This window comes from Ruegeria sp. Ofav3-42, from assembly GCF_022347725.1.
GTDB lineage: Bacteria > Pseudomonadota > Alphaproteobacteria > Rhodobacterales > Rhodobacteraceae > Ruegeria.
In genome coordinates, this window is the sequence record NZ_JAKRGB010000006.1 from 31,898 (window position 1) to 55,045 (window position 23,148).

General features: G+C 56.5%; 27 protein-coding genes. 12 read left to right on the top strand and 15 right to left on the bottom strand.

Annotated elements, in window-relative coordinates:
- Positions 1-7 precede the first annotated feature (7 nt).
- The 4 genes from uvrB to MHN28_RS10475 all read left to right on the top strand — a co-directional run bounded on the left by uvrB (position 8) and on the right by MHN28_RS10475 (position 4,556).
- Entirely contained in the window at positions 8-2,194 is a 2,187-nt protein-coding gene (gene uvrB, locus MHN28_RS10460; protein WP_239338767.1) for an excinuclease ABC subunit UvrB, read from the top strand.
- On the top strand, positions 2,195-2,683 hold the full coding sequence (locus MHN28_RS10465) for a hypothetical protein (RefSeq protein ID WP_239338769.1): 489 nt from the start codon (positions 2,195-2,197) through the stop codon (positions 2,681-2,683). It abuts the gene before it with no gap.
- A 360-nt stretch (positions 2,684-3,043) separates the two neighbouring features.
- The gene (locus MHN28_RS10470; RefSeq protein ID WP_239338771.1) at positions 3,044-3,472 is read left to right on the top strand and encodes a hypothetical protein; all 429 of its coding nucleotides are present in this window, start codon (positions 3,044-3,046) and stop codon (positions 3,470-3,472) included.
- A 376-nt stretch (positions 3,473-3,848) separates the two neighbouring features.
- On the top strand, positions 3,849-4,556 hold the full coding sequence (locus MHN28_RS10475; protein ID WP_239338773.1) for an ORF6N domain-containing protein: 708 nt from the start codon (positions 3,849-3,851) through the stop codon (positions 4,554-4,556).
- On the opposite strand, the gene MHN28_RS10480 is transcribed toward MHN28_RS10475, so the two are convergent.
- Both MHN28_RS10480 and MHN28_RS10485 read right to left on the bottom strand, forming a co-directional pair.
- A complete protein-coding gene (locus MHN28_RS10480) occupies positions 4,553-4,906 on the bottom strand; it encodes an MmcQ/YjbR family DNA-binding protein (RefSeq protein ID WP_239338775.1) in 354 nt (117 codons plus the stop codon). The two genes, MHN28_RS10475 and MHN28_RS10480, sit on opposite strands and share 4 nt — an antisense overlap.
- A 65-nt stretch (positions 4,907-4,971) precedes the next feature.
- Positions 4,972-5,385 carry an excalibur calcium-binding domain-containing protein gene (locus MHN28_RS10485; protein WP_239338777.1) on the bottom strand — a complete coding sequence of 138 codons (414 nt, stop codon included), beginning with the start codon at positions 5,383-5,385 and terminating at the stop codon, positions 4,972-4,974.
- A gap of 119 nt (positions 5,386-5,504) precedes the next feature.
- Between MHN28_RS10485 and MHN28_RS10490 the strand changes: the two genes are divergently transcribed.
- On the top strand, positions 5,505-6,023 hold the full coding sequence (locus tag MHN28_RS10490) for a HugZ family protein (RefSeq protein WP_239338779.1): 519 nt from the start codon (positions 5,505-5,507) through the stop codon (positions 6,021-6,023).
- Here the strand turns inward: MHN28_RS10490 and MHN28_RS10495 are convergent.
- Positions 6,008-6,415 (bottom strand): universal stress protein, encoded by a 408-nt coding sequence (locus MHN28_RS10495; protein ID WP_239338781.1) that lies wholly within the window; start codon positions 6,413-6,415, stop codon positions 6,008-6,010. The two genes, MHN28_RS10490 and MHN28_RS10495, sit on opposite strands and share 16 nt — an antisense overlap.
- Positions 6,416-6,480: 65 nt before the next feature.
- The gene (locus MHN28_RS10500) at positions 6,481-6,807 is read right to left on the bottom strand and encodes an antibiotic biosynthesis monooxygenase (protein ID WP_239338784.1); all 327 of its coding nucleotides are present in this window, start codon (positions 6,805-6,807) and stop codon (positions 6,481-6,483) included.
- A gap of 144 nt (positions 6,808-6,951) precedes the next feature.
- Here MHN28_RS10500 and MHN28_RS10505 point away from each other — a divergent pair, with 144 nt between their 5' ends.
- On the top strand, positions 6,952-7,614 hold the full coding sequence (locus tag MHN28_RS10505; protein WP_239338787.1) for a hypothetical protein: 663 nt from the start codon (positions 6,952-6,954) through the stop codon (positions 7,612-7,614).
- Positions 7,615-7,642: 28 nt separating this feature from the next.
- Here MHN28_RS10505 and MHN28_RS10510 read toward each other — a convergent pair whose 3' ends face one another.
- The 5 genes from MHN28_RS10510 to MHN28_RS10530 all read right to left on the bottom strand — a co-directional run bounded on the left by MHN28_RS10510 (position 7,643) and on the right by MHN28_RS10530 (position 13,387).
- On the bottom strand, positions 7,643-9,931 hold the full coding sequence (locus MHN28_RS10510) for a glycoside hydrolase family 55 protein (protein ID WP_239338790.1): 2,289 nt from the start codon (positions 9,929-9,931) through the stop codon (positions 7,643-7,645).
- 134 nt (positions 9,932-10,065) lie between these two features.
- Complete coding sequence (locus MHN28_RS10515; RefSeq protein ID WP_239338793.1) at positions 10,066-10,467, bottom strand: DUF4864 domain-containing protein; 402 nt, start codon at positions 10,465-10,467, stop codon at positions 10,066-10,068.
- A gap of 48 nt (positions 10,468-10,515) precedes the next feature.
- Positions 10,516-12,090 (bottom strand): lysine--tRNA ligase, encoded by a 1,575-nt coding sequence (locus tag MHN28_RS10520; protein ID WP_239338796.1) that lies wholly within the window; start codon positions 12,088-12,090, stop codon positions 10,516-10,518.
- 135 nt (positions 12,091-12,225) lie between these two features.
- Positions 12,226-12,579 (bottom strand): 4a-hydroxytetrahydrobiopterin dehydratase, encoded by a 354-nt coding sequence (locus MHN28_RS10525; protein ID WP_239338799.1) that lies wholly within the window; start codon positions 12,577-12,579, stop codon positions 12,226-12,228.
- A gap of 7 nt (positions 12,580-12,586) precedes the next feature.
- Positions 12,587-13,387, bottom strand: coding sequence for a phenylalanine 4-monooxygenase (locus MHN28_RS10530; protein WP_239338801.1), 801 nt, complete (start codon positions 13,385-13,387; stop codon positions 12,587-12,589).
- Between the two features lie 108 nt (positions 13,388-13,495).
- Here MHN28_RS10530 and MHN28_RS10535 point away from each other — a divergent pair, with 108 nt between their 5' ends.
- Both MHN28_RS10535 and MHN28_RS10540 read left to right on the top strand, forming a co-directional pair.
- Complete coding sequence (locus MHN28_RS10535) at positions 13,496-13,963, top strand: Lrp/AsnC family transcriptional regulator (RefSeq protein WP_239338803.1); 468 nt, start codon at positions 13,496-13,498, stop codon at positions 13,961-13,963.
- Between the two features lie 83 nt (positions 13,964-14,046).
- Positions 14,047-14,469 carry a tellurite resistance TerB family protein gene (locus MHN28_RS10540; protein ID WP_239338805.1) on the top strand — a complete coding sequence of 141 codons (423 nt, stop codon included), beginning with the start codon at positions 14,047-14,049 and terminating at the stop codon, positions 14,467-14,469.
- 2 nt (positions 14,470-14,471) lie between these two features.
- Here MHN28_RS10540 and dacB read toward each other — a convergent pair whose 3' ends face one another.
- From dacB to MHN28_RS10560, 4 genes are all read right to left on the bottom strand, one after another.
- Entirely contained in the window at positions 14,472-15,950 is a 1,479-nt protein-coding gene (gene dacB, locus MHN28_RS10545; protein WP_239338807.1) for a D-alanyl-D-alanine carboxypeptidase/D-alanyl-D-alanine-endopeptidase, read from the bottom strand.
- A gap of 66 nt (positions 15,951-16,016) precedes the next feature.
- Complete coding sequence (locus MHN28_RS10550) at positions 16,017-16,637, bottom strand: nicotinate-nucleotide adenylyltransferase (protein WP_239338809.1); 621 nt, start codon at positions 16,635-16,637, stop codon at positions 16,017-16,019.
- Positions 16,638-16,669: 32 nt separating this feature from the next.
- Positions 16,670-17,134: an MOSC domain-containing protein gene (locus tag MHN28_RS10555; RefSeq protein ID WP_239338811.1), complete on the bottom strand. Its 465-nt coding sequence runs from the start codon at positions 17,132-17,134 to the stop codon at positions 16,670-16,672.
- A 38-nt stretch (positions 17,135-17,172) separates the two neighbouring features.
- A complete protein-coding gene (locus tag MHN28_RS10560) occupies positions 17,173-18,021 on the bottom strand; it encodes a hypothetical protein (RefSeq protein ID WP_239338813.1) in 849 nt (282 codons plus the stop codon).
- Here MHN28_RS10560 and ettA point away from each other — a divergent pair.
- The 4 genes from ettA (at position 18,020) to MHN28_RS10580 (ending at position 21,853) form a co-directional block, all read left to right on the top strand.
- The gene (gene ettA, locus MHN28_RS10565; RefSeq protein ID WP_239338815.1) at positions 18,020-19,687 is read left to right on the top strand and encodes an energy-dependent translational throttle protein EttA; all 1,668 of its coding nucleotides are present in this window, start codon (positions 18,020-18,022) and stop codon (positions 19,685-19,687) included. The two genes, MHN28_RS10560 and ettA, sit on opposite strands and share 2 nt — an antisense overlap.
- Positions 19,688-19,693: 6 nt before the next feature.
- Positions 19,694-20,434: a hypothetical protein gene (locus MHN28_RS10570; protein WP_239338818.1), complete on the top strand. Its 741-nt coding sequence runs from the start codon at positions 19,694-19,696 to the stop codon at positions 20,432-20,434.
- Positions 20,435-20,907: 473 nt separating this feature from the next.
- Entirely contained in the window at positions 20,908-21,114 is a 207-nt protein-coding gene (locus MHN28_RS10575; RefSeq protein ID WP_155149991.1) for a cold-shock protein, read from the top strand.
- Between the two features lie 178 nt (positions 21,115-21,292).
- A complete protein-coding gene (locus tag MHN28_RS10580) occupies positions 21,293-21,853 on the top strand; it encodes a L,D-transpeptidase (RefSeq protein ID WP_239338821.1) in 561 nt (186 codons plus the stop codon).
- Positions 21,854-21,858: 5 nt separating this feature from the next.
- Here MHN28_RS10580 and MHN28_RS10585 read toward each other — a convergent pair whose 3' ends face one another.
- Together MHN28_RS10585 and MHN28_RS10590 are read right to left on the bottom strand one after the other, a co-directional pair.
- On the bottom strand, positions 21,859-22,473 hold the full coding sequence (locus MHN28_RS10585; RefSeq protein ID WP_239338824.1) for an SOS response-associated peptidase: 615 nt from the start codon (positions 22,471-22,473) through the stop codon (positions 21,859-21,861).
- Between the two features lie 3 nt (positions 22,474-22,476).
- Positions 22,477-23,118: an arylesterase gene (locus MHN28_RS10590; protein WP_239338827.1), complete on the bottom strand. Its 642-nt coding sequence runs from the start codon at positions 23,116-23,118 to the stop codon at positions 22,477-22,479.
- Positions 23,119-23,148 lie beyond the last annotated feature (30 nt).

The window sequence follows — 23,148 nt, forward strand, 5'->3', positions numbered from 1 at the left end:
CCTGCCCATGCCATACACCCATTCCGACAAGACCCAACTGACCGCCGAAGACGTCCGCGCCCGCCTGAAACTTGAGGGCGGCAAGCAGTTCGTCATGCATACCGAATTCGCGCCCGCAGGCGACCAACCAACAGCGATCACGGAACTGGCCGGTGGTGTGAACGATGGCGAGCGTGATCAGGTTCTGTTGGGTGCGACCGGCACGGGGAAAACCTTCACCATGGCCAAGGTGATCGAGGAAACGCAGCGCCCTGCGATCATCCTCGCGCCGAACAAGACGCTGGCGGCGCAGCTTTATGGTGAGTTCAAAGGGTTCTTCCCTGAAAACTCGGTCGAATACTTCGTGTCCTACTACGACTATTACCAGCCCGAAGCCTATGTGGCGCGGTCGGACACCTATATTGAGAAAGAATCGCAGATCAACGAACAGATCGACCGGATGCGCCACTCGGCCACGCGTGCGCTGTTGGAGCGAGATGACGTGATCATCGTCGCTTCGGTGTCCTGCATTTACGGTATCGGGTCGGTCGAAACTTATGGCGCGATGACGCAGGACCTGAAGGTCGGCAACGAATACGATCAGCGGCAGGTAATGGCCGATCTGGTGGCCCAACAATACCGCCGCAACGATCAGGCGTTCCAGCGCGGCTCGTTCCGGGTGCGCGGCGATTCACTGGAGATCTGGCCCGCGCACCTTGAGGATCGGGCATGGAAATTCTCGTTCTTCGGTGAGGAGTTGGAACAGATCACCGAATTTGACCCGCTGACCGGTGAGCGCGCAGCCACGATGGAACAGGTGCGCGTCTATGCAAATTCGCACTACGTAACGCCGAAACCCACAATGCATCAGGCGATCATCGGCATAAAAAAGGAACTGCGCATCCGGCTTGACCAACTGGTCGGCGAAGGCAAACTGCTGGAAGCTCAGCGTCTGGAACAGCGCACCAACTTCGATCTGGAAATGCTCGAGGCCACCGGCGTCTGTAACGGGATCGAGAACTACTCACGCTATCTGACCGGCCGCGCACCGGGCGAGCCGCCCCCGACCCTGTTCGAATTCATCCCCGACAACGCCATCGTCTTTGCCGATGAATCCCACGTCAGCGTGCCACAGATCGGCGGCATGTACCGAGGCGACTATCGGCGCAAGTTCACGCTGGCCGAACACGGGTTCCGCCTGCCGTCCTGCATGGACAACCGCCCCCTGAAGTTCGAGGAATGGGACGCCATGCGCCCGCAATCGGTATTTGTCTCGGCCACGCCCGCGAAGTGGGAGATCGAACAGACCGGCGGCGTCTTCACCGAACAGGTGATCCGCCCCACCGGCCTATTGGACCCCGAAGTCGAAATCCGCCCCGTATCCATGCAGGTGGACGACCTGCTGGACGAGGTGCGCAAGGTCGCAGCCGATGGATATCGCACGCTGGTCACGACGCTGACCAAACGCATGGCCGAAGATCTGACCGAATACCTGCACGAACAGGGCATCAAGGTCCGCTACATGCACTCGGACATCGACACGTTGGAACGCATCGAAATCCTGCGCGATCTGCGTCTGGGGGCCTTCGATGTGCTGGTCGGCATCAACCTGCTGCGCGAAGGGCTCGACATCCCCGAATGCGGGCTGGTCGCTATTCTTGACGCGGATAAAGAGGGCTTCCTGCGATCAGAAACCTCGCTGATCCAGACCATCGGTCGCGCCGCGCGAAACGCCGATGGCCGGGTGATCATGTATGCCGACAAAATCACCGGCTCGATGGAGCGCGCCCTGAACGAAACCAATCGCCGCCGCTCCAGACAGATCGCCTATAACGAGGAACACGGCATCACACCTGAGACGGTGAAGAAGAATGTCGAGGACGTTCTGGCCGGTCTCTACGAAGGCGACGTCGACATGAATCGCGTCACCGCCACCATCGACAAACCGATGCACGGTGCCAACCTCGAGGCCCATCTGGACGGGCTGCGCGATCAGATGCGCAAAGCCGCCGAGAACCTGGAATTCGAAGAAGCCGCTAATATCCGGGATGAGATCAAACGTCTGGAAGCGGTCGATCTGGCCGTCGCCGACGACCCCATGGCGCGCCAATGGGCGGTCGAGAAAGCCTCGGAGGATGCAGTGAAATCGCGTGGACGTTCAACTGCTGGACGGCCGGGGCAGCGGGGTGGGAATGTGAAGAGAAGGAAGAGGTGAATGACAACTATGAGTGATCTCGCTCAGCAGAATGCGCTGATAGGATTTTCATTCAATACGTTGACGCAAGCAAATGCTCTCCGAAGAGTGAGACAAAGGCTTTCCGAGTTAAGTCAAAACTGGCCGGAAGAAATTCAAGACGTCGATTTGTACGAATACTATGATTTGTTCTGGCTATGGGTTTTAGGCGCTTATGAAGTTTTAAGAACAATGGATCAGCATGCAAATTGCTTCTCAGAGGAAAAGCAAACAGAAATTAAAGAATTGAAGAAGAGGCTGGCCAGAATTCGGATACCTTTTGCGAAGCAAGAGCTTCGCGGGCGAGGCGGACCAATTGAAAATGAAAACTCATTCAATGACATTTCGAATGGCCTACGCTTTGAAATTGAGGGGCAGCGAATTGAGAGTGCCGCACTCCTAGACGAAGTCATTGCATTTCTTGGTTCGTTCACTGCAAAGGATATCCATTCATCGATTCCAACTCGTTAGATTTGCGCTGTCATGGTCCGTAGCACCTTATTGTCATTTGTTTGAATTATCGGTGTGAGGCCTAAAGACCCACACACCACTCTTGCAGCCCAGCTGCTCTCTGCTCCACGTTTGAAATCACAAGTTGTGATTCCAAACGGTTGCCATGACGAACCCAACCCCCTTGCTCCGAACCCATGAAATCCAAAGCGTCACTCACAGGGTGCGTGGCACCCGCGTGGTGCTGGCCGAGGAATTGCCGCGGCTCTCAGGGAAATCCGTCAACGCTTTCGTTGACGCTGTTTCGTGCTACACCAGCCTGAATAGATGAGGCAGATAACAACGCTTGCCCAAGCCCCATTGGCAGCTAAGTAACCGATCATGCGCGGCGTTCTGTTATCTCTGATCCTGGCCACATCGGCCACTGCCTGGGAGGCAACGGTCGGTTCTGTCTGCACCCTTTCGCATGACACTGAGACCGCAGAGATCTTCCTGACCTACGACCCCGCTCAGCCACTTTACACGCTAACCGTTTCCCGCAAGACCGAAGCTTGGACGCAGACCCCGTGGTTCGCCATGCGGTTTGACGGCCCGAACCCCGTCGAAATCGCCACGCCGCGCCATGTGTTGTCCGCCAACGCCGCGTCGCTTACGGTTACAGATACGGGTTTCGGCAATGTTCTGAATGGCTTGGAGTACAATCAGACCGCTTATGCTTTTACGCAGGATAGTCTGACCGAATTTTCCTTGGACGGCGCCGCACCTCATGTTCGCATCTTTCGCGAGTGTGCCGGAGCGCATTTGTCCTGAACCGACTCTTTGAAATCGCCACGTTCAAATAATCGGAAAATCAAACGAATTCAGCTGGGTGCCTGGCTCTGGCGGGCGATGGCTCGCTTTGGGCTGACTGTCGTTGGCTTTTGCTTGCTGTTGCTGGCGCGAGGCTGGCTTTTGCGTGCTGTGGCTTACGATGGCTTGCTGCAGCTTGGTACCTGTGAATTCGTTATGGATTGGATATAAGAACCGCCAACCCAATGTCAATAAAAAAGCCAATAAAAACATATAGTTGATAGATTTAGTCGGGATTTTCGACGCTCGCCAACCTCTTCGATCACACTTCAAACTTGCAGCCTAGCGCGCGCTGCTCCACGTTTGAAATCACAGTCTGTGATTCCAAACGGTTACAATGCCAAACGCCAAGAACCTGCCCAGCACGCATGAAGTCCAGAGCGCCATCCACAGGGTGCGCGGTGTCCGCGTGGTGCTGGCCGAGGATCTGGCGCAGTTTTATGGGAAGTCCGTCAGCGCCTTCAATCAGGCCGTGTCACGCAACAAGGAACTGTTCGAGGGTTACCGCTTTCAGCTAACCGATGCCGAGGTTACCGATTTGCAATCACGGAATGTGATCTCAAGACCCAAAGGCCGCGGTGGGCGGCGGGTCAATCCGTGGGTTTATACAGATTACGGCGTGGCCATAGCCTCGGCCCTGTTCAAGGACCCGCGCGCGATCAGGATCACCCGGATGATCACCGAAGCCTTTGTCGACGGTGCGAATGCGCTGGCCGAGACCCCGCGCAGCGTGCCGGAAATCCTGCCGCCCGAAGACGCCCCCGCCCCGCTGCTGCCCAACGGCGAGCAGTTGCGTGATCTGGCCGAAAACATCCTCGATTCCGGTCAGCAGAGCCTTGTCGACTATATCGCCAATCCGACAACCAAACGTCAGCAGGCCGTGGCAGTGATCATGAAGACGCTGGCGGAAACTGCCGGCGAAGAGGTACGCACTCAGCAGGAACGGCTGCGTTTGCGCATTGCCGAACGTCTGGCCACCGGCGATTACGCCAATGATGATGACCGGAAAGGGCTGCTCGAGTTACTGCAGGCGATGAAAAGCTAAATGCCCAACTCGGCTCGTACCTTCTTGGTCAGCTTGGCCACGACCATCTCATAGGACGTCACGATGTGGTCGCGTAGTGAGGCATCGCTCATCCCGCGTTCGTCATAGACCTGCAGCCATTTCATACCGCGGGACGCCAGATAGGGCGCTGGGCGGATTCCCGGCTCGTCACCCAAAACCTCAAAGGCCAGATCGGTGGCCTTGAAGGTGAAAGCATCCTTCCCATCGTTCCAGCCGCAGATTGCAAACACTTTGCCACCCACTTTCCACACGTCCGCATTGCCCCATTGGACAACATGGGTCGTGGCAGAGAGGCTGGCGCAGAATGTGTTGAACTCATCACGTGTCATGGGCGTGACTGTGACGGCCGGAGCAGAGTTAGGCAAGCGCAGCACGTGCGCTGATCGACATCAACCTATTCGGGTCGCACGAATTTGGCTGTTCCAACTGTTCGTTGTCGAGGAGGCTCAGCCTGCTGCGGTGTTGCAACTTGAGGAGGGATGCCGCAGGCCACACCATCACCATCTGTGTCGTTGCGCGCGTGATATCCCGGCTCACCATCCCAATACGGTCCCGGCACGAGGGATTCAGCCGCCGGGCAACCGGCCATTGCCACAAGGTGTAACAAGGCGTCTTCGCGTTCGAATTCAGATGTGCGCAGATAGACGCCGACTGCGATTCCTGCGGTTGTGATTGGCAGCATGAGGACCATCAGGATTATCCGAACGGGCGACAGTGCCCGTTTGCGCAAGGCGTCGGCGCGCCGATGCCGCGCTGCGGTTCTGGAGTTTTTCCGTTCAGCAAGGGTCTCAGAATCTTTGGGCGCCATGCTAGCCACTTACACGAGGTTTGTGGCAAAACCGAGACCTGCAAAATTCTGCGCTTGCCAATGCGAGGGCTCGCGCATTCTCCGCCACATGGCTAGGGTCCGGCCAAGTCTGACTTCGAATGGCAAACATAGATATGACCAACACTGACCCATACCGTCCCGTAGACGAAACCGCCCGTGACATGGCTCGCGATTTGATAACAGAGGCAACATATGGAGCCATGGCCGTCCTGTGCCCGGATACAGCGCTGCCTTCGGTTTCACGCATCGCCCTGGCGACGGACGATCATGGGCAGCCGGTTACGTTGATCTCAACCCTGGCCGACCACACGCGCGCGCTTAAGGCCAATCCCACCTGTGCGCTGTTGATCGGTGAGCCTGGCAGCACGGGCGATCCGTTAACCCATCCCCGACTGACACTGCATGCCAACGCGCAGTTTGTCATCCGGGGAACCGACGAACATGACGCGCTGCGCATACGCTATCTGAGCCTCCGACCCAAAGCCAAACTGTATGTGGATTTTGCCGATTTCGGTTTCGTCACCTTTGCCGTTTCAGAAGCCGTCCTGAATGGCGGCTTTGGCAAAGCGTGGCGCCTTGCCTCAACCGATATCTGGCCCGATCAGCGCACAACGTGAACCGCGCAGGCGGCGTGGCGAACCACATGGTTAGCTGTGGAACCCAGCAACAAATCCTGCATTCCCGGGCGGTGAGAGGCCATGATAATCAGGTCCGGTTTGTGCTCTTCCGCCCAATCGAGGATCGTACGGCCTGAATGCCCCTCGATCACGACACCCTTGGCGTTTGGCAGCTTTTCGGCGAGGCTATCCAGTTCGGTTTGCAACGCCTTACGAGCTTCAGTCAGATATTCGGGCGGCATGTAGGATATGGCGTAGTTCGGAATATGCTCGACCACGTGCAGCAACGTGACCTGTGCATCCGGTGTCGCCAACACCTCGGCCAGTTTCAACGGCCCTGAAATATCCCGTTCAGCATCAAAGGAAATGGGAACAAGAATGTTGTGATACATGACGCGCACCTCCGTTTTCACGTCACAAAATTGCACCAAGACAAGCTGTTAGGCTTTGATCCAGATCACGACCCGCCAAACGTCTCGGCCACGTCGTACATCACAGGCTCGAAGCTTTTGCACAACTCGTTGATCTGACGGTTTCGGTCCCGCATTTCCGGGGTGCGCAACATGGCCAGAAAATCCTCGCGGCGCTGCCATTGCGAATAGTTGGCGATCCGGGTCTGTGCGTCGTTCACATGCAGACCAGCGGAAACAAAGCCGGGTTGTTTCGAGATGAACTCAGCATAGGCGTCGGTCAATGCTTCAAGCAGGTCCTGACAGGTGCCGGGTGTCATTTCAAAGGTTGTGATAACTGTCTGGACGCTTGCATTCTTTGCGATCTTCGGCATCTGGATTCTCCTTTGTCTGCTACAAACTTAACATAGGTTTTGAAAAGGTCTTGCGTTTCCTTTGCGTTTCAGCGGCATAGGTTTCCTACGGGAATTGAGAAAAATTCTAACGATCCGTTAACCAAGCTAACGGATGCTGCGCCCATGTGTCGGGCTCTCTCCATTCTGCTCTTGCTTTTGATGGCCTCTCCGGCCTGGCCCGGCGCGTGGTTGCGGGACAAGGGCACTGCTTTTGTTGCGGCTTCCCTGACGGCATTCAAAGAACAGGACAACGGGTACGACTACAAAACTTCGCTGTATGGCGAATGGGGGTTTCGGGAAAACATCACCCTGGGTCTGGATATCGAAGAACACCGCGACCTGTACGGGCATGCCACGGTCTTTGCCCGCCTGCCCGTCGCCGATTTCGAAAGCGCAGGCCGCTTTGCGGCTGAATTTGCAGTCGGAGCGCATCACCGCCAGACGCGCGCCTGGGCCTTGTACAAAGCGACCTTGTCGTATGGCAAAGGGTTTCAAACTGGGTGGGGCAACGGATGGATCGCCGTTGACGCTGCACTCGAATACCGAACCCACGAAGCTTTGTACCGCAAGCTAGATATTACCGCAGGCCTGTCATCTGCGCGGTTGGTGAATCCATTTCTGCAGATCGAAACCGCCTACCGGAACGGCCATCCATTGCACTGGAGGGTCAGGCCTTCGGTCATGATCCGTGCAAAAGACAGCCCGACCACCTGGGTATTTGGCATTGAACGAAATGATGCCCGCACGAATACGGGCATCAAACTGGCAATCTGGAACACGTTCTGAAGCGTCCTGGCGCTCACAACATCTGCGCTCAGTACTCCATGCGCATGATCGTCGACACCGAACCACTAACCGGTTGAGGCCAGCGCAACTGGATGGCGTCACGATTGGAGCCTTGCTCCAACTCAACGTATGGCGCCGTGTATATTGTGTGCCCAGCCGTATTTCTGAGCGCCCCCAACACAGTGACCGCATCACACCCGCGCGCCTTGCCGCCAAAGGGCAACCTTCCCTGAGCGGAAATCACCCAGACCGAAGACGCCGATCCCTGAGCACTTCGAATCCGTAATGGGTTTTCAACCTTTGCGTTAATGCCGTTAAACACGTTGTTCTCAAAAATCACGTTCAGATGCGCAAAGTGGTTCATGTCCGCAAAGGTGGTATCGACCCGCTCGGCCCGGTCGATGCGGCCACTGCTGGAACGAAACTTGTTACCAGAGACGATCACACCATTCAGATAGTGCCCGGCTCCGTGTGGACGGATGACGATCTGGCTGAACCACGGCGCAACTTCACTGGCATAGAAGATATTGTCAGAGATCGTCATCGAACTGAACGAATACCCGGAGGTATAGACGGGGTTTGCATCCCGCTCGTTGGCCCATTCAACAAAGCAGTTATCGACATAGTTCTCTGAAATAGTCGAACTGTTGTATGTGGCGGTCATGATCAACCCGGCGCTGCGGACGCCTTGCGGAATGCGGTCGCCTTGAAAGAAGTGGTTGCCCAAAACCAGATTGTTGGAGCCCGCCAGCACCGCAAAATGCAGGAAGCGCACGGCACGATTGTGGCGCAGCTTGATGTCATTCGCATTGGCATTCAATGCAATGGATTTGCGGTCGGGAACGTTGAAGGATTCTTCGGTCGACAGAAATTGGCAATTGTCGATCAGCATCCCCTGACACCCGCTACCGTGCGACGTGATTCCGCGATCTTTGGGCCGGCTGATAAAACAGTTCGTGACTGCGAACGTACTGCCCGACGGCGCAAGCCGGATCGCGCTGGAACGCCCATTGCACTGGAATTCGATCTCTTCCATGCCAAATTTGCGCAATGTGCTGAAACCACTGAAATCCAGCAGGTATTTGAACGATTGGAAGGTGAAGGTCTGTGTGCCCGCCGCATCGAAGAGCGGGTCGTTTAATGTGATCTCTCCGGCACCGACGTCCTTGGAACGCACATAGATTTCACGACCAACTCCGTTGCCCTGCAGCAGTGCGCCAACCGGGATGTTGGCGATGTTTTCTACATTGGTCAGCTTCCTCGAATCCGCGGGATTATACGTCGCCACCGATGTGAAGGTTTCCGTATCCCAGGCCGAGCTGCTTTTGACGTCAAACTGCCCGTTGCGGATCACCCGCCGGGTCGAAAAACCACCCTGTCGGTTAGGGACAGCAGCTGCCATGTCAATCGGCGCCGTGACCGAGATCTTTCGACCACCCATGTCCAACGATTCATGATCCGAATTGTTCAGCAGCGCCTGAAACGCCTTCTTGAACGCCAGCTCTTCATTTCCGAATGCGGCAATATAGGCTGGCAAGTCAAAATTCTTGGTCAACAACAGCATTTTATCGTCGGGCATGGTGATGGTGCCCTCAAAGTCCATCTCGGACGACATTGAGGTGTTCTGTGCCAGCAAATACGTGCCCTTGGGAACATAGATCCGGCGACCGCTGGCGGCCTGATCCGCTGCTTCGAACGCTGCGGAATCGTCCACGACCCCATCCCCGATCGCACCATAATCGCGCACATCGACGGTGCTGATCATTTCGCGCAGGAAGATACTGGTGACATCCGTAATCTCGATGTCATCGACACGAATGACCGCACCATTTGCGCCTTCGATGTTCAGACCGAAATGCCCATAAAGCGCCGCAACACTCCAAGGCATATCCACGCCCGAGCGTTTTCCGGTGCCCACAATGGCCTTGATTTCATGCACCCGGCCGTAACCCGAAAGCTGAGTGACTGGCCCCTGATCGACCACGCCGGCCACTTGCTGGTCACCAGCTCCACCGGCCCAGGCCGCAATTCGGACTTGGGGCAAGGGTCCGCTAATCGCTTTGACGCGCGCCTTGATCTGCAGATAGCACCCCGGGATCAGGGGCGTCTGCCCCATATAGCGCAGTTTCTGCGTTGCTTGCACCTTCAGGATTTCAAGACAACCGCTGAAATCCGGATCAGCCGGAACATATGCCCCTGTGCCCGAGCCACCATAGGTGGGCGACCCCGGTGTTCCGTCGCCGCTGGACCAGACGTTCAAACCGTTCGCAAAAGCGGGCGGCATGAAAACGATGCCGTCGGTGATTGCCTTGTTCATTGAAATCCCTTTCCCAATCGCGCAGCAGATTACCGCGCGCACAAACCCAGTGTTCGGGGTCGCCCCGAACGCAAAAGCCTGAGTACTTTAAAGGGATTAACCGCCGCTCATATCACCGTGACGGAGGTGTTGCGTCACGCGGCCGGGTCCGAGTTACCCAGAAGCTGCACGCCATTGATCTTCCAGCCATTCTCCTGTTGCACCATCTGATAGTCCAGAATGTGAACCTGCCCTTTGCCGTCGGTGATCATGACCTTTTGCCACAAGGCGCCCGCGACCTCGCGCAGTTCAAGAAAGCGAACCTCAGTAGGTCGCCAGACCATCGGATAGCCATTGCGGACCATGGCTCCGAAATTCTCGGGCGTCCGGAACAGGTTCTGGATGTTGGGGCTGGCGAAGGTAAAAGCTGTGACAAAGTCATCCGCCTTGAACGCCTGTATCTGCGCCGCGATGTTGGCTTCGATCTCATCACTCTGGGCGAACGCACCCGAAGCCAGTCCGGCGCTGAGTGATATGGCAAGCAGTAAACGACGCATGGGGCCACCTCCTGATCAAAGGGTAGCCCCAAGCGGTATCGGGTCAAATCAGACCAGTTCTCCGGCCAACGCCTTCTCGATCAGGGCGATCGTTTCAGGCACGCCATACAGCGCAATAAAACCACCAAAACGCGGGCCCTGCGACGCGCCCAACAGCACCTCGTAAAGTGCGGTGAACCATCCGCGCATCGGGTCAAACCGCTCGCGCCCAATGGAATAGACCACCGATTGCAGCGCCTCGTCCTCGACAGGGCCGTCAAAAGCTTCAAGCGCGGCTTTCAGCGCCTCCAGCGCTTCGCGTTCCTGATCGGTCGGCGCGCGGTGCTGGCGGGTGGGCTTCACGAAGTCGTTGAAGTACCGAACGGCAAAACCAGCAGCCTCATCCAGATCGGGATGCGTTTCAGGCGTGGCCTCGGGCGCATAACGGCGGATAAAGCCCCACAGGGCTTCTTTGTCCTCGGCCCCCGACACGGACGCCAAGTTCAACAGCATTGCAAATGGTACGATCAGAGTCGATTCCGGAACGTTTCCGCCATGGATATGCCAGACGGGATTGTTCAGTTGTGCTTTCAGATCCTGTCCCGGATAGGCCCGCAGTTGCTGATGATACTCATCATAGGCTTTCGGGATAACGTCAAAATGCATCCGCTTGGCCGTCTTGGGCTTCTGATACATGAAGTAAGCCAGAGACTCGGTCGGCGCATAGGTCAGCCATTCGTCAATCGACACGCCATTGCCGGACGATTTGGAAATCTTCTGACCGTTTTCATCCAGGAACAGCTCATACGAGAAATGCTCGGGCGCGCGGCCACCCAGCGCGCGGCAGATCGCGTCATAGATCTTTTCGTTCGTGGCGTGTTCTTTGCCATACATCTCGAAATCGACGCCCAGTGCTGCCCAACGCGCACCGAAGTCCGGCTTCCACTGCAGCTTCACGTTGCCGTCGGTGACAGGTAGCGTCCATTCCTTGCCGTCCTCATCGTCGAAGGTGATCGTGTAGGTCTCGGCGCAGACCTTCTTCATCGGGACATAAAGAACACGGCCGGTCTCGGGGTGGATCGGCAGGAAGATCGAATAGGTCTGCTGACGCTCTTCGCGCAGGCTTTTCAGCATGATGGCCATCACATCATCATATTTGTCGACCGCCCGCTTCAGGATCTCGTCGAATTGGCCCGAACGGTAGAAATCGCGCGCCGAATAGAATTCGTATTCGAACCCGAAAGTATCGAGGAACCGCCGCAACATAGCGTTGTTATACTCGCCAAAGCTGGGGTATTCGCCAAATGGGTCCGGCACTGAGGTCAATGGGCGCTGCAGATGCTCCTCCAGCGCCTCGGGGTTCGGTACGTTGCTGGGCACTTTGCGCATACCGTCAAGATCGTCCGAGAAACAGATCAGCTTGGTCGGGATATCCGACAGCGCCTCAAACGCGCGCTTAACCATCGTGGTCCGGGCGACTTCGCCAAACGTGCCAATATGCGGCAGGCCCGACGGGCCATAACCAGTTTCAAACAGCACGTATCCCTTTTCCGGAGCCGCTTTCTGATAGCGTTTGAGCAACCGGCGCGCCTCTTCAAAAGGCCAGGCCTTGGACGTCATAGCGGTTTCACGCAGTTCAGACATTTGATTTAAAGCTCCATCGGGAAAAAACAGCGCCGATCACCCCATGCAACCGACCGACCCCTCCTATTGTGCCGGTGCAGCATGAGTCAATAAAGCGCGCGGTTTTTCCTGACGGGAAACGGGAAATGCGTCGGTTCAGGCAGTCAACTGATCCAGTTTTGCCGCCCAGATAAAGTCGTTTTCGCTAAGCCCGCCGATTTCGTGCGTGGTCAGCTTTACATCCACATAACCCCACCCGAACGAGACATCAGGGTGATGCCCTTGTTGATCGGCAAGCCAGGCGCAAAGATTTGCAAGATAGGTGGCCTTGGCAAATCCTTTGAACTTGTAATGCCGGCTCAGCACCTTTGCGTCCGCATCCAGCGTCCAGTCTGACGAAAGCTCGGCCATGTGGGTATTGGCCTCATCCCGTGTCAAAGCCGGGACACCACCGGAACAGGGCACACAGGTTCGATCCGATAGGCTGCAGGTTGCTCCTGAAAGTGTCATGATCTGTTCACTCCGCTGCGGTTGCTTTTTCCGGGAACTTGTTCGGCAGCAACCCAAGAGACTGCGCCTGACGAACATCGGCCAGCAGGTTTCGCTCGGCGGCTGCAAACAGTTCCTCGGGCGAGTTTAGCACGAAATACCCCATCTGGTGCATGTCGATCCGATACGGCGTCCGCAGGATCGTCATGATATCAAACGGATCCCGATCAGGAATGTCGCTTTCGACGGCGTAGACAAGCTCGGTCGGTGATGATGCAAGACCCGATCCAAGCGCTTTAATTTCACCGTCCTGGCTGCGCAACCCGAATTCAATCGAGAACCAATACAGCCGGATCAGCCAGGAATAGTCTTTGTCACCAGCCTGAATCCCGGCTTTCCCGATAGCGTGACTGAAAGCAGCGAACCGAGGATCGCTCAACAAAGGCGTGTGCCCGAAAATCTCATGAAAGATGTCCGGTTCCTCGATATAGTCGAAATCTTCGCGCGATCGGATAAAGGAAGCGGCGGGAAAAACCCGGTCCGCCAACATTCCAAAGAAAGACTTGAAGCCGATCAACGCCGGCACCGGCTGAACCCGCCAACCGGTCATGTCCAACAACCGTTCCGAGATATCCGCGCAGGAGGGCACGCTCGTTTTTGGCAAATCCAGACGCGCCAGCCCATCCAGATAATCTCGGGCCATGTAGCGTTGAACATTATCCTCTTGAGCAGCATAGAGATCCGCCCAGACGGCGTCCTCCTCCGGAGTATAGGCAATATGGCCGCGCTCATCGGCGACTTTGGCGACGTATTTGGTCGACTTGGGCATTACTTCTCCTCCTCAGGAAAAGTATAACCGCGCGCGCCGAGAATTTTGGTTTGAATTACCAGCATATTCCCGGTATTTTGGCAAAAATATATCACCGGATCATCTTTTATGAAACAAACTCTTCAGCCTGCGGATATCGCCATATTGCAAGAGCTTCAGACAGACGGCCGGTTGTCCATGCAGGATCTCGCAGACCGCACCGGGCTGTCTGCCTCACAATGCTGGCGTCGGGTGCGTGATCTGGAGGCCGCTGAAATAGTGGCGGGATATGCAGCACAGGTGCGCGCCAAGTCGGTCGGCCTGAACGCCATCGCCTATGTCCACGTGGCCCTCCGCGATCATCAGGAAGAAAGCATCAACGCCTTCCTCCGCCTGATCGAGACCGAGCCCCAGATCGTCGAGTGCGCCTCGATCACCGGGGATCACGATTTCATTCTGAAAGTCTACGCGAAAACCCCCGAAGACCTTGAGCATTTCATAATGCAAAGGCTTCTAAAGTCGGGCCTTGTGCGCGACACACGCAGCAATTTCGTGCTGCGCCAGACCAAAACACGTGGCCCTCTGCCCATTCTCTGACCGCGATTTAGGCAAAATCCGTTGAACCTGCCCTTCAGCCCTCCTATCGTGCGCCTTCAGAACAGCCCAATCAGGACGACACCATGACCGAACAAGTTCCACACCCGATGTCCCCGCAGGATTGCCTTGTTGCGATCATGGTTGCGGTATCCGCGTCTGATGAAACCATCCGCACGGCAGAGCTGGTCAAAATCGAAGGCGCAGTGAACATGCTGCCGGTTTTTGCCGAATACGATATCGACCGGACCCGCCGCGTTTCGCAAACCGTGTTCGACCTGTTCGAACAAGTCGACGGGTTGGACGCTCTGTTCGGATTGATCCGGGACAACTTGCCGGAACGACTGAACGAGACCGCCTATGCACTCGCCTGTGACGTCGCTGCTGCCGATGGTTCCCTTGCAGAATCCGAGCTGCGGCTGCTTGAAGAAATTCGCTATGAGCTGAACATCGACCGTTTGCACGCCGCCGCGATCGAACGTGGCGCCCGGGCACGGCACACGACCTGATCTCAGCTACCGGCCATTGACCCCCAGCGCTCGATCAGAGCGCGCTGCAACTTGCGCGAACGACTGTTCCAGCTACGCGCGCCTTCCGGGCGCTCGCGGTGCGCGCGCGGGATCGTGGCGCGGTGGTCGACATCGGCTGTAAAGATGGCAAATGCAAGGTCCGAGCCGCCCGGTGTCGTGATGAACCCGCCCAGACCGGATACAAAATTCAGCGTACCGGTCTTTGCATCCACCTGGATCGGATGATTCTTAACCGGGCGCCCCTGACTGTCCGCCAGGGTGAATTTCTTAAGCAACGGCCGCAACGCGCCCGCCTTTTTCGCAGCAACCAGAGCCGTCACCAGATCGCCGGGTGCCATACGGGATGCATCCCCCAGGCCCGAGTGATCCACCATTGCAATCCCTGTCACACCATAAGCCTCTTGTGCCCAACGGTTCATCTCAGCCGCGGAATCAGCCAACGATTCCAACTTTGCACCACGCGCGCGCGAGGCCGCCATACCGACCATTTCCGCCGTCAAATTTGTCGAGTACTTCAACATGCCGCGCAGAATGCTATCCAGTGGGTCGCTCTGATGCAGCACCAGCACCGTTCCCTGCGGCGTTTCGCGTGTGACTTGCACACGCCCCAGCACAATCCCGTTCGCGCGCGCCAGAGTTTTAAAGACATCGCCCGCGTACAGCGCAGGCTTGCGCACGGGCAACCACCGCGCACCGCCACTGCCCAACGCCCCTTTGGCCACCGTCCACCGGTCCTGCCGTGCGCTGGGTTCATATGTGTAGATCGGTAGCTTGCGGCTCTCGACGCGCATCGACGCCATATCGACCGAGGGCGTGTAGCGCGAGCTGCGCGCATCCATGGTCACGTCATAACGGGTGCCGTCGCGTTTCCATTCAAAATGCACACGGTTGAAATTCAGCGAAAAGCCACTGATCGACGGGCTATAGCCCAAATGATCAGGCTGACCCGGATCGATGCTGAACACGTAGGGCAGCGCCCCATCATAAACTTTGAATGCGCCCTGCACCTCAGTAATCCCGGCCTCGCGCAGGTTGGCCGCCATTGTGGCCAACGCGTCCGTGTCCAGCAGCGGATCACCGCCACCCACAAGGATCAGGTCGCCTTTGAGGATACCGTTTTCGATAGAACCATCCGCCATCAGCGCAGTTTCGAAACGGTAATCCGCACCAAGAACATCCAACGCGTACAGCGCGGTCAACGCCTTAGCGACACTGGCGGGAGGTAATCCCTGATCGCCCCCATACTCCTCCACTTGCACACCAGTCTCAGCGTCGGCTACTGCGAACACTACCTCACCCCGCAAACCCGCCGCCTGAACCAGCCGCTCTGCGCCTGAGGGCAGATCTCCGCGCAGTTGCGGTCGCAGCGACACCAAAGGTGCCTCGGCCAAAGCCACGCTGGGGATCAAAGCCGCCCCCAGCCCTCCTAGAAATCCACGTCGAGAAAACCGATCAGCCATGGGTCAAATAAAATCTCACAGATCAAATGCGCACAACCATTGATATGGATTATGCGCGCTTTGTGGCTATTCCGGCAACACCTTGCCGCCCCATCCTCCGCGCGCCCGGATCTGACTGGAACTGACATCAACCATTGGCACGTTCACGAAACACCACGCCGGCGCCTCTGCCCTGCCCAAAAGGTGTCGCGCCTGACCGTCGATCCGATACTTGCCATATAACCGCGCCGCCGGGGACATCCGCGCCGAAATTCGGTCGCCCGGCCGCGCAATTACGCCCACCGGCACGCTGTCCATGATCGTTCGCCAGTCTTTCCATTTATGGAACTGGGCCAGATTGTCCGCGCCCATCAACCACACGAAATTCACCCGAGGGTACAGTCGCCGCAGCGCGACCAGAGTATCTGCTGTCGCACGTGTCCCGGTCAGTGCTTCAATGTTGGTCACCTCGACACGCGGATGCGATATCATGCGCCCCGCCGCTTTCACCCGCTGCTCCAAAGGCGCAGGTCCTCGCGCCTTCAGCGGGTTACCCGGTGACACCAGCCACCAGACCCGGTCCAATCCAAACGCCTTCATCGCCTCAAGAGTTACATGCACATGCCCTTGATGCGGCGGATCAAATGATCCACCGAACAACCCAACGACCTGACCGGGTCGTGCATATGGGATGCCGTGTCGCTCCATCCCTCGCTGATGTTCAGAACTGAAGCGCGTTGTCAATCAACAGGCCGCACCGCATCACCCAGCCGAACCCGCCCGGGCCGCACCACCTCGGCACACCAGCCCCCATGCCCGCGCACGGCGGAATAGCCACCCTTACCGATCGCCTCCTCCATCCGGCTGCACGGCGCACAGATCACCATAAAGCGCAGAATGGCCTCACCCACCTGCACCTGACGCCCCTTGAGCGCCGCCAGATTAATTCCCGAAACCACCAGATTGCGCCGCAGAATTTCAGGCGCGACAGGCCCCTGCCCCAGATAGCTGCCAATCGCCCCCAGATGCTCTTGCTGGATCAGAGTCACCGCCCGCTTGCCAGCTCGGCTACGGTCACCATCGAGGCCGTCGGTCGCGATCATGGCCTCATCCACGACCACCATTCCAGCCCGCCGATCCGGTCTGAGGCCGATCCATTCCACGCGACCGGGCTGAGCCCAACTTGATATCAAATCGCTTAGCATATCGTTCTCGAAACCTCGCGCGATCTACAATTCAGAACTCAAGAATTACGCTGCAAGTACTCGTTCACGCCATTATAAAATCTGTGTGCGCTGTCTAAGACGTTCAAATGTAAACAAGAGTAAACGTTGTAGCCGGACTGCTGCCATAGCTTGCGTTGGTCTTCCGTTGGATTGTCTGCTGTTTCCACAGTTTTGCTCTCGTTGTGGATCGCAACCATCACCAAATCTAAGAAGCTCAATGTTCTAACGCCTTTGACAGGTTTTGCTTGAGATTGCGTATGAGTGCCGCCCATCTTATCTGCCACAAAGCGTGCTATTTCCTCCCGCGTTATGAATTTTCCCGAAAAGTACCCGACTTTTTGTATCCTGAACGCATTGAAGTCATAGATAGTATCGCCTTTCTTGCATCGTGAAGTTACCTCAGCATCTTTTATGAATTGCACCTCAACCGCGAGGCCAAGAGGAACCGGAACCGCAGCAAACCATTTGTCTATTGTCTTGTTAGTTTTAGCTTCATTCACAAATCCAGAATGGTCTGGAACACTGAACATAGACTGTTGGCCGCCAAGCTCTTTATCCACAGGATTCATACCGTTGTCGCACATCCATTTTCTCAAGATTGGCGCCAGTATCGACCTAATCTCATGCTGAGAGGGGAGCTCATGGTTGGGTGAAACTTGGTAACGAGAGAGTATTTCAAGATCGCCTTTTAATTCATCAATCAAGCCGTCAAACGAGTACAATTCAGCCTCCGCAATTGGTGTTCGAAAACTGATAAATAATCCTTTTTGATAGTAAAGATGTATGTCAGCCGCTGCTTGCCCCTCCGAGATACCTCCGCTATCACACCGGCCAACCCAATCTCCCCGACCCAGAGGACGCGACATGGCCGCCTATCAATATGTCTACCACATGCAGGGTGTCTCCAAGACCTATCCCGGTGGCAAGAAGTGCTTTGAAAACATCCACCTGAGCTTTCTGCCCGGCGTGAAAATCGGTGTCGTCGGCGTCAACGGCGCGGGTAAATCGACGCTGATGAAAATCATGGCGGGCCTCGACACCGACTTCACCGGTGAGGCTTGGGCGGCCGAGGGCGCCAAGGTCGGCTATCTGCCGCAGGAACCGCAGCTGGATGAAAGCCTATCCGTCCGCGAAAACGTCATGTTGGGCGTGGCCGCGAAGAAGGCCAAGGTCGACCGGTTCAACGAAATCGCCATGGAGATCGCCGAGAACTATTCGGATGAGTTGATGGAGGAGATGACCATCCTGCAGGACGCGATCGACGCGGAAAACCTGTGGGACCTCGACAGCCAGATCGACGTCTCGATGGAGGCGCTGCGCTGCCCGCCGGACGATGCCAACATCGCCAACCTCTCGGGTGGTGAGAAACGCCGCGTGGCGCTGTGCAAGCTGCTGCTCGAAGCGCCCGACATGCTGCTCTTGGACGAACCGACCAACCATCTGGACGCCGAGACCATCGCGTGGCTGCAGCAGCACCTGATCGACTATAAGGGCACTATCCTGATCGTCACCCACGACCGTTACTTCCTGGATGACATCACCGGATGGATCCTCGAACTCGACCGTGGTCGCGGCATTCCTTACGAAGGCAACTACTCCGCATGGCTGGAGCAAAAAGCCAAACGGCTGGAGCAGGAAGCCCGCGAGGACAAGTCCAAGCAGAAAACCCTGCAGCGCGAGCTGGAGTGGATGCGTCAGGGTCAAAAGGCCCGTCAGGCCAAGTCCAAGGCCCGGATCAACGCCTATAACGAGCTGGCAGACCAGTCCGAGCGCGAAAAGCTGACCCGCGCCCAGATCGTCATCCCCAACGGCCAGCGCCTTGGCGGCAAGGTGATCGAGGTCGAAGGCCTGTCGAAGCACATGGGCGACAAGCAACTGATCGAAGGTCTGGACTTTGCCCTGCCGCCCGGCGGCATTGTTGGCGTCATCGGCCCCAACGGTGCCGGTAAATCGACCCTGTTCAAGATGCTCACCGGTCAGGAACAGCCCGACAGCGGCACCATCACGCTGGGCGACACGGTCGAGTTGTCTTATGTCGACCAATCCCGCGACGACCTGAAAGACAACGACACCGTGTGGGAGGCGATCACCGGCGGCGCCGAGATCATCCAACTGGGTGACGCACAGGTTAATTCCCGCGCCTATTGCTCGTCCTTCAACTTCAAGGGCGGCGACCAGCAGAAAAAGGTCTCGTTACTATCCGGCGGTGAGCGCAACCGCGTCCACATGGCTCGCCTGCTGAAAGAGGGCGGCAACGTCCTGCTGCTGGACGAACCGACCAACGACCTAGACGTTGAAACCCTACGTGCACTGGAAGACGCGCTGGTCGATTTCGCCGGCTGCGCCGTGGTCATCTCGCACGACCGCTTCTTCCTCGACCGGATCTGCACGCATATTCTGGCGTTTGAGGGTGATGCCCATGTGGAATGGTTCGAGGGCAACTTCGAGGATTACGAAGAAGACAAAAAACGCCGTCTGGGACCGGATGCGTTGGAGCCCAAGCGATTGAAGCATAAGAAGTTTGCGCGGTGATGTGAGATGGCTCGAACAACTGAGTGTTTTTTCGTCACTCCAATTGGAGCTGCGGGATCGAAAGAGCGAAACCGAGCCGACTCGGTTTTGAACTACGTACTGAGACCGATATCGAAAGGATTTCTCAATATTGTTCGGGCCGACGAAGTTGATGAACCCGGTACAATTACTACGGACATCGTGCAAAGACTTTACAACAACCCTCTAGTTATCGCGGACTTAACCGGACAGAACCCCAACGTTATGTACGAGGTTGGATTGAGGCACTGCTTTAATCTTCCGATAGTTCATATCGCGCAAGATGGCGAAAAGCCACCATTCGATCTGGCAGCGGAGCGAATAATATTCTTCGACATCAACGATTTGGCATCGGTTGACGAAGGTAAAAAACGGATTCTGTCAGCATGCAAAGCAGCACTAGATGCAAAGCCATTTAAGTCACCTGTAGTCCGAGCCCTTGAGAAAGAAACACTGTTTGCTGGCATCTCTGAAAATCGCAAGAAAATTGAAATAACCGACCGCTTGGAGATACTAGACCGGAAAATTGAGAACTTAGCTTACGAAATTCAAACAAACATCTATAGCGAGATGTCTGACGCAGTTTCGCAGATGATTCCGGACTTTGATGACAGTCACCTTCTTAACAGACTCGATGAACTAGTAAGATTGTTCGATCAGGTGGGTCCGTCGGACATTGCTACTTTGGCAAAGGCGGCCAAAAGCGTTTCCAAACAGTATCGCGAATAGTTGCAATAAGACTTAGAGGTGCTGTATCTACGTTTCCTGAACAGAAAAATCGGCAAGCGTAGGAAGCGTGCTCACACCCATCCCTCCTCAATTCCCCATAACGCAACCACATCAAGTGATGGGTGAAATCACCCATCTTTCGGTTCCCCAAACGTCCCTTCGGTGACGCCACCGCTCCATTCCGGATCAACCCGACCTTTGCAGATACCGCAATGAACTGAAGAATACGGACACACGGTGACGTGTATGTGGCTCGGCGGAATTCCGACCAAGCGACCCACTGAGCCCTGAAAGTACAGCACATTCCATGCACTCCACCCTTGCCACACGCCCTCCCCAATGCCATATCAATGGCGCTTACGTTTTTCTATTTCGACCTGCTGTCACCTTCTACGGCGCTCAGTCTATCGATCCAGACAACGACGCCGGGCTGCCGCAACATCGTGGGCAGCACTAAACAGGAGACAACGGATATGCCCGCAGGCACCGTAAAATGGTTCAACACCACCAAAGGCTACGGCTTTATCGCACCCGAAGATGGCGGCAAGGACGTGTTCGTACACATCTCGTCCGTCGAGCGTTCGGGCCTGACCGGTCTGGCCGACAACCAGAAAGTCACGTACGAGCTGCGCTCGGGTCGTGACGGCCGCGAAAGCGCGGACAATATCGAACTGGCATAAGTTCATCAAAGGGCAGAGGTTTCCTCTGCCCTTTTCTTTTCAGGTAGGGCAACACTGCAACAGAAGTGTGTCCCCGCGATTACATCACAATTCGGTTACTCTTCCCTGGTGATTGACCAGATCGGTTATCATTCCGACACTGGTTTACGATTTTTCTGTTGTCCTGAAGAGAACCGATATGTTCACACGCCGCACTTTCCTTGCAGCATCCGCAGCAGCCGGCCTGACGCCCGGTTTTGCGTCGGCCAAGAAGAAAGCCGTTGAATACGACCCCACGCCACAGTTTGTCCGGGTCAAGAAACAGTTTTTGCCGGGGCAGCTTCTGGTCGCACCCCGGTCGTTCTATCTCTATCTGATTACCGAACCGCGCAAAGCAATCCGATATGGATGTGGCGTCGGAAAGGCGGGGTTGGAATTCACCGGCACGGCCACGATCGACGTCAAGAAAGAATGGCCGACATGGCGCCCTACAGACGAGATGATCGAACGCGAGCCGATCACCTATGCCAAGTTCAAGGACAATGACTACGTTCAACCCGGCGGTGATGATAACCCGCTAGGCGCGCGGGCGCTTTATCTGTTCCAGAACGGTGTCGACACCTATTTCCGCATCCACGGCACGACGCAGCCGCAAACCATCGGACGCGCGGCCTCGAACGGGTGTATTCGGATGCTGAACGCCCATGTGATCGATCTGTATGCGCGGGTACCGATCGGAACCGTTGTCACGGTGGTCTGACGCCCTCAGGGTCCGGACCAGTCGACATCTGTCGCCTCATCAATATGCAGCAATCCGTCAGGCCAGGGCAGTGTCAACGCCTTGGCCTGTTCTTCGGAACCTGTAAGCCAGATCTGAACACCAGCGCCGTCCAGCAGGACACCCATCCGGTGATGAATGGGCTCCAGATCTGCATTCGGGGCGCATGTGACGGCGGCAAACTGGTCGACGCGCAAGCCGCCCGGAGCGTTCCATCTGTCGGTAATCGCCGCAAAGAACAGGGGTGAGCCATCTGCCGCTGCGATCCGCCACGCGGTTTTGCGGCGCTTTTCGCCGGTCCACTCATACCACCCGTCCACCGGTACCACCGCCCGGCCAACGCCCTCGAAGGCCGTCTTGTCGAAGACGGTCTCGGACCGGGCGTTGATGATGGTTTCCATCACGGGCCGCCCGCGGGCATTCACCCGGCCAACGGGGATCATGCCCCAGCGCATAGTTTTTAGGCCCGTCTCCGTAAGGACAATAGCCTCCTGCCCCGGCTGTATATTCCAGCGTGGAGGTTGAAGGCCGATATCGTTCGGGATATTCAGCGTTCGGGCAATCTCGGACATGGGTCGTGTCAGGAAAAAACGCCCCGGCATTTCTCAATCCTGCGCAGAGGATGCTTCGACCAGTTCCAGCACGGAAGGGCCGAGCGCTTCGACGATCAGCGCGACACCTGCCTTGTTCGGGTGGATACCGTCAGATTGCATGAATGGCCTTACTGCGCTGGGATCACCGTTCGACTGTAACCCCTCGAAGAAACTTTCCGCAAACAGCATCTGAAACTCCTGTGCCAACTCCGGGTACATCGCATCAAACGCCTGTTTGTAGTCGGCACCATAGTTTCCAGGCGCCTGCATTCCGATCAACAGCACCTCAACATCAGCCGCACGAGCTGTTTTGACGATTGTCTGCAGATTGGCCCGCGACACGGCTGGATCGATCCCCCGCAGCAGATCATTTCCGCCCAGCGCCACGATCATCCCATCCACATCGGGCGTCAGCGTCCAATCCACACGCGCAGCGCCGCCGGCGGTCGTATCCCCGGAAACGCCGGCATTGATCAGTTGCACATCCGTACCCTGATCTTTCAGCCATTGATCCAACTGAGGGACAAAACCATCCTGTTCAGGTAGTCCGTAACCTTGGGTCAGCGAATCTCCTAGTGCCGCAATGACCACCGGCTCCGCTGTGGCGGTAAAGCCGCAACACACAAACAGTACCGACATCAAGGCCTTGCGCATTTTTTGAACCGCTCCATATCCCAATTGACC

Excerpts from the sequence above, each read along its gene's own strand:
- uvrB (WP_239338767.1), top strand. The coding sequence starts at position 8 with ATGCCATACACCCATTCCGACAAGACCCAACTGACCGCCGAAGACGTC.
- MHN28_RS10465 (WP_239338769.1), top strand. The coding sequence starts at position 2,195 with ATGACAACTATGAGTGATCTCGCTCAGCAGAATGCGCTGATAGGATTT.
- MHN28_RS10470 (WP_239338771.1), top strand. The coding sequence starts at position 3,044 with ATGCGCGGCGTTCTGTTATCTCTGATCCTGGCCACATCGGCCACTGCC.
- MHN28_RS10475 (WP_239338773.1), top strand. The coding sequence starts at position 3,849 with ATGCCAAACGCCAAGAACCTGCCCAGCACGCATGAAGTCCAGAGCGCC.
- MHN28_RS10480 (WP_239338775.1), bottom strand. The coding sequence starts at position 4,906 with ATGACACGTGATGAGTTCAACACATTCTGCGCCAGCCTCTCTGCCACG.
- MHN28_RS10485 (WP_239338777.1), bottom strand. The coding sequence starts at position 5,385 with ATGGCGCCCAAAGATTCTGAGACCCTTGCTGAACGGAAAAACTCCAGA.
- MHN28_RS10490 (WP_239338779.1), top strand. The coding sequence starts at position 5,505 with ATGGCAAACATAGATATGACCAACACTGACCCATACCGTCCCGTAGAC.
- MHN28_RS10495 (WP_239338781.1), bottom strand. The coding sequence starts at position 6,415 with ATGTATCACAACATTCTTGTTCCCATTTCCTTTGATGCTGAACGGGAT.
- MHN28_RS10500 (WP_239338784.1), bottom strand. The coding sequence starts at position 6,807 with ATGCCGAAGATCGCAAAGAATGCAAGCGTCCAGACAGTTATCACAACC.
- MHN28_RS10505 (WP_239338787.1), top strand. The coding sequence starts at position 6,952 with ATGTGTCGGGCTCTCTCCATTCTGCTCTTGCTTTTGATGGCCTCTCCG.
- MHN28_RS10510 (WP_239338790.1), bottom strand. The coding sequence starts at position 9,931 with ATGAACAAGGCAATCACCGACGGCATCGTTTTCATGCCGCCCGCTTTT.
- MHN28_RS10515 (WP_239338793.1), bottom strand. The coding sequence starts at position 10,467 with ATGCGTCGTTTACTGCTTGCCATATCACTCAGCGCCGGACTGGCTTCG.
- MHN28_RS10520 (WP_239338796.1), bottom strand. The coding sequence starts at position 12,090 with ATGTCTGAACTGCGTGAAACCGCTATGACGTCCAAGGCCTGGCCTTTT.
- MHN28_RS10525 (WP_239338799.1), bottom strand. The coding sequence starts at position 12,579 with ATGACACTTTCAGGAGCAACCTGCAGCCTATCGGATCGAACCTGTGTG.
- MHN28_RS10530 (WP_239338801.1), bottom strand. The coding sequence starts at position 13,387 with ATGCCCAAGTCGACCAAATACGTCGCCAAAGTCGCCGATGAGCGCGGC.
- MHN28_RS10535 (WP_239338803.1), top strand. The coding sequence starts at position 13,496 with ATGAAACAAACTCTTCAGCCTGCGGATATCGCCATATTGCAAGAGCTT.
- MHN28_RS10540 (WP_239338805.1), top strand. The coding sequence starts at position 14,047 with ATGACCGAACAAGTTCCACACCCGATGTCCCCGCAGGATTGCCTTGTT.
- dacB (WP_239338807.1), bottom strand. The coding sequence starts at position 15,950 with ATGGCTGATCGGTTTTCTCGACGTGGATTTCTAGGAGGGCTGGGGGCG.
- MHN28_RS10550 (WP_239338809.1), bottom strand. The coding sequence starts at position 16,637 with ATGGAGCGACACGGCATCCCATATGCACGACCCGGTCAGGTCGTTGGG.
- MHN28_RS10555 (WP_239338811.1), bottom strand. The coding sequence starts at position 17,134 with ATGCTAAGCGATTTGATATCAAGTTGGGCTCAGCCCGGTCGCGTGGAA.
- ettA (WP_239338815.1), top strand. The coding sequence starts at position 18,020 with ATGGCCGCCTATCAATATGTCTACCACATGCAGGGTGTCTCCAAGACC.
- MHN28_RS10560 (WP_239338813.1), bottom strand. The coding sequence starts at position 18,021 with ATGTCGCGTCCTCTGGGTCGGGGAGATTGGGTTGGCCGGTGTGATAGC.
- MHN28_RS10570 (WP_239338818.1), top strand. The coding sequence starts at position 19,694 with ATGGCTCGAACAACTGAGTGTTTTTTCGTCACTCCAATTGGAGCTGCG.
- MHN28_RS10575 (WP_155149991.1), top strand. The coding sequence starts at position 20,908 with ATGCCCGCAGGCACCGTAAAATGGTTCAACACCACCAAAGGCTACGGC.
- MHN28_RS10580 (WP_239338821.1), top strand. The coding sequence starts at position 21,293 with ATGTTCACACGCCGCACTTTCCTTGCAGCATCCGCAGCAGCCGGCCTG.
- MHN28_RS10585 (WP_239338824.1), bottom strand. The coding sequence starts at position 22,473 with ATGCCGGGGCGTTTTTTCCTGACACGACCCATGTCCGAGATTGCCCGA.
- MHN28_RS10590 (WP_239338827.1), bottom strand. The coding sequence starts at position 23,118 with ATGCGCAAGGCCTTGATGTCGGTACTGTTTGTGTGTTGCGGCTTTACC.